We start from the raw sequence: 4,110 nt of genomic DNA, 5'->3' as shown, positions 1-4,110 counted from the left end.
CAAAGAGGGTACCCCGGACCTTCTTTCTTTTTAATCTCATGACAGTATACAGATCAATCTCATGACACGCAAGAAGATCAGCCCGGAGTCAATCTAGGCAGTCAACAACAAGGAACTAACATTAGTTTAAAGGGATATAAAGATATTTTTACAACTGAGGAGAATAGACAAGAAACCGGCGAACATATAGTGAATATTCCTGTGAAGCAGATCCATGAATTCAAGAATCATCCGTTTAAGGTTCAGGATGATGAGGATATGAGAAAGACAGCGGATAGTATACGAGAATATGGGGTGCTGGTTCCGGTTATTGTCCGTCCTGATGGTAACGGAGAATATGAAATGATATCAGGACATAGAAGGAGATACGCATCCATATTAGCTGGCAAAGAAGAAATACCTGCAATTGTCAGAGAGATGGATGACGATACAGCAACCATCCTTATGGTAGATTCCAACCTTCAGCGAGAGCATATTCTTCCGAGTGAACGAGCGAAAGCGTATAAGATGAAAATGGAAGCACTTAAGCATCAGGGACGAAGAACAGATCTTACCTCGTGTCAAAGTGGCACGAGGTTTCGTGCAGATGAAGAATTAGCAAAGCAGACTGGTGAGAGTGCCAGAACGGTTCAGAGATTTGTGAGGCTGAATAACCTTATACCGGAACTTCTTAATCTCGTAGATGAAAAGAAAATCGCCTTTAATCCTGCGGTAGAACTATCTTATATGAAGCCGGAGGAACAGAAAGACTTCTTTGAGGCCATGGAACTGGCACAAACAACGCCATCCCTTTCGCAGGCACAGAGGCTTAAAAAATCTAGTCAGGAAGGAACATGCACTGCTGAACTGATCGAAAGTATTATGGACGAAGAGAAGAAGAATCCACTTCATCGCGTAGTATTTGACAGCAATATACTTCAGAAGTACTTTCCACAGAAAACTTCGGCAAGGGAAATGGAAATACAGATTCTTCAGCTGCTTGAACAGTGGGCTGGGATGAAGGCGTAGCATCATGAATCCAGACTCATGATTTTCATGAGTCTGGACTTATCAATGACTTCAATGCAAGAAATGGAGAAAAAAGGAGAGGATAACTATGATCACAATGAAGATTATTGGAAGTGTATTTCATCTGACAGTACAGCTTGTGCTGTTACCGGCGCAGATCGTATTAACCATGCTTATCTGTATGATGAATTTTGCGGGTGGAGTATTTGACTTTATATTTGGCCTGATAGGCGGTTTTATCATCCTGGCAGGACTGAGCGGCCTGTTTATGTCACCGGTAGATTGGTCGCTTGTTATCGAAGCAATGGTTGCGGGAATGGTAATTGGCTCTTTCCCAAGGATGATCCGTTATTTTGGGGAGACAGTTTTGATTAGATTAAAGGGATTTCTGGCGAAAATATAAAATTGGAAATACATAGATTATGGCAGCCACGTATACCGGCTGTCGGTGGAATCTTAAAAGATGTAAGCATTGCAAAGTATGATATATTATTGGAAGAAGATAAATAATGATTCCAGGTGGTATCAAGCATTTGAGCAGGGACAGGAAAATATCAAACAGATGTGCAAAATAATACACATGTCTCTTGGTATAATGAAGGCACAAACAAAACAAGGGAGCTGCAATTCATGAAGAACTATCCGGTTGTGACCTCGGATTAGATATCACGATTCTGAAAAAACGAAAAATGGTGGTAATCAATCCGGCAATTCGACCATTTTGGTGGTTCGTGAACAGAAAAATGGATGTAAGGAGACCCGGCATGAAGACAAAGAAAATTGTTATAAAAAGTACATCTGGATTTTGCCCTGTGGAATATGCCTATAGCGATAAATTGACTATAACAGCCAATTCCATCGCGTATGAATATAAGCCTTATCTGAAGAGTGACAATTCGTTCAATGTGTACAGGAAGTGGTCATATAAAACGACGAACAGTACTTTGGGCTTGGCGTTTGAGAAGATCGCTGTGGATGTTGATGAGATATTAAGCCGCGATCAAGAAGTTATGTATTGCGACTGTGGCACTATGAATTTTATCGTTACATACGAAGATGGAAATAAGGTGGTACGTGAATTTGGCGTACCGGCTGATGAATTTGCGGAGTGTTTCAAAATCATCAGAGAAATTATTCCGGTGAGTGAAGAGGTCCCTGAGGCAATCAGAATTAGTGAAGATTGTGATGATGAGGATGAGTAAGGCACCGCATAAGGTAAAGCAGGTACTTTTAAAATGAGGAGAGTTGAAGAGTGAGTAATTACTACGTTTTTCGAATAAACTACAATGATCGATTTAAGCTGATTCGTAACGAACTGGTGAGCAAGCATCTGCTGAGACAGGGCTGGGGCACCTATGGCATGGCCATTGATTCTTCGTATGATACGTTTAAGGCAGGCTGGCAGGCTGAATGGGAAAAAGATCTCCCGGACGAAACGATGCGAGCCCGGTACAACAATCTTTCAATCATGCTGGAAATCGAACCAGGAGATTACATTGTCGTACCAAAAGTCAGCGTGGAGGAAGATTATGTATGCCGAAGTTTCGTCATCGCAAAATGTAAAAAGAAATACCGTTTTGATGTTCTTTCGGAGGCAGAGGACTTCGGCCATATTATAGAAGTCGAAGATGTATTCAGCTGCAGCTATGATAAGAATCTGCATGCGCAGAATATTAAGAGCAAGTTCATAGCGTACCAGTCTCCACTGAATCGTGTACGGAGTGAATCCTTTAAAGAATCCGTAGATGAACTCGTGCGTCTGCATGCAGAGCAGCCGGACGAATTTGAAAAGGACAGCACAGACCTGATTTCCATGATCAGCCGAGCGACTTCATCAGCGAGAAATCAATATCTCGAGCAGATTAAATCTGCGCTGCAGAAGATCGATAATCATAAATTTGAAGACATTATCGGAGAGCTGTTTATAAAGAACGGCTACACGCTGACGGACAACAACTGGTATGACGGTGAAGGCGGCGATGTGGATTTGGTCTTTGAATGCTTTAACCGGAACACCCTAATGTATAACATCTATGAAATCTGCGATGTGAAGATGCCGCATATTTATGTTCAGGCAAAAAAGAAGACGGGTAAGGATGCCTGCGATATTGTAGGTGTAGATCAGCTTGTGAAGATGGAGGCGCGCATCCCGGAGAAAAATGCCATTCTGATGGTTATCAATTTGACAGACGAATTCTCCGATGAAGCCAAAGAAAAAGCCGATGAAAACGGAATTATTCTGATTAACGGATTAACCTTCGCGTCTCTTCTTGTCAGGTATGGAATAGAGGTTGATATACGATAAAGTACCTGGCTGACAAATCGGGTGTTATTGAATTGACACATTAGGAAGGATTATATATGAGTGAATTGATTAAGGCTGATAATGAATATAAAGAATGGATTTCCAAAATATCCACTGATTTTAGAAAAAGCCAGATCAGAGCTTCTATGAAGATAAATGATGAGATGTTAAGATTTTATTGGAAACTTGGTAAGGGCATTTCATCTATGAGTGAACAGTTCGGATATGGAATGGGATTTTATAAAACGGTGAGTGATGATTTGAAATCTATTTTGCCAGATGTGAAATCATTTTCTCCAACTAATTTGAAATATATGAGATACTTTTATGAGATGTATCCTGACGCAGCGACTTGTCCTCAAGTTGAGGACAAATTGATTATAGATGCAAATCGTCCCCAAGTTGGGGATGATTTGCAAATCATTTTTAGAATTCCATGGGGACATAACAAAATAATACTTGATAAGTGCAAAGGGAATTCTGCAAAAGCATTGTTTTATACTAGAAAGACGATTGAAAACAATTGGTCAAGAGATGTTTTGCTAAACTTCTTGGGAACGGATTTGTATGAACGCCAGGGCAAAGCAATAACTAACTTTTCTAATACACTTCCGATAGAACAGAGCGATTTAGCGCAAGCAATTACGAAGGATCCATACAATTTTGATTTTTTAACTTTGCGTGAATGCAGTTTACGGAGCTCAGCGGTCGCTGTTCCGTTTTTGAACGGCCGCTTTCCGACGCAAAACGGCCGCTCTTTTTTTAATCAAGTGACATGAATTATCTGGTGTTGATCT

General features: G+C 40.8%; 5 protein-coding genes. All 5 read left to right on the top strand.

The annotated features are described in order from the left end of the window. Positions 1–120: 120 nt before the first annotated feature. A complete protein-coding gene (locus tag ACTNC3_RS11230; protein WP_441227479.1) occupies positions 121–1,008 on the top strand; it encodes a ParB/RepB/Spo0J family partition protein in 888 nt (295 codons plus the stop codon). An 88-nt stretch (positions 1,009–1,096) separates the two neighbouring features. After that, the gene (locus ACTNC3_RS11225; protein WP_441227478.1) at positions 1,097–1,411 is read left to right on the top strand and encodes a hypothetical protein; all 315 of its coding nucleotides are present in this window, start codon (positions 1,097–1,099) and stop codon (positions 1,409–1,411) included. A gap of 361 nt (positions 1,412–1,772) precedes the next feature. Continuing rightward, complete coding sequence (locus ACTNC3_RS11220; protein ID WP_441227477.1) at positions 1,773–2,210, top strand: hypothetical protein; 438 nt, start codon at positions 1,773–1,775, stop codon at positions 2,208–2,210. Positions 2,211–2,260: 50 nt separating this feature from the next. Beyond that, complete coding sequence (locus ACTNC3_RS11215) at positions 2,261–3,313, top strand: restriction endonuclease (RefSeq protein ID WP_441227476.1); 1,053 nt, start codon at positions 2,261–2,263, stop codon at positions 3,311–3,313. Positions 3,314–3,369: 56 nt separating this feature from the next. After that, entirely contained in the window at positions 3,370–4,092 is a 723-nt protein-coding gene (locus tag ACTNC3_RS11210; protein WP_441227475.1) for a DUF1016 N-terminal domain-containing protein, read from the top strand. Positions 4,093–4,110 lie beyond the last annotated feature (18 nt).

This window comes from Oribacterium sp. HCP3S3_B9 (assembly GCF_052064255.1).
Lineage (GTDB): Bacteria > Bacillota > Clostridia > Lachnospirales > Lachnospiraceae > Oribacterium.
This window is presented reverse-complemented; position numbering and strand designations above follow the sequence as displayed.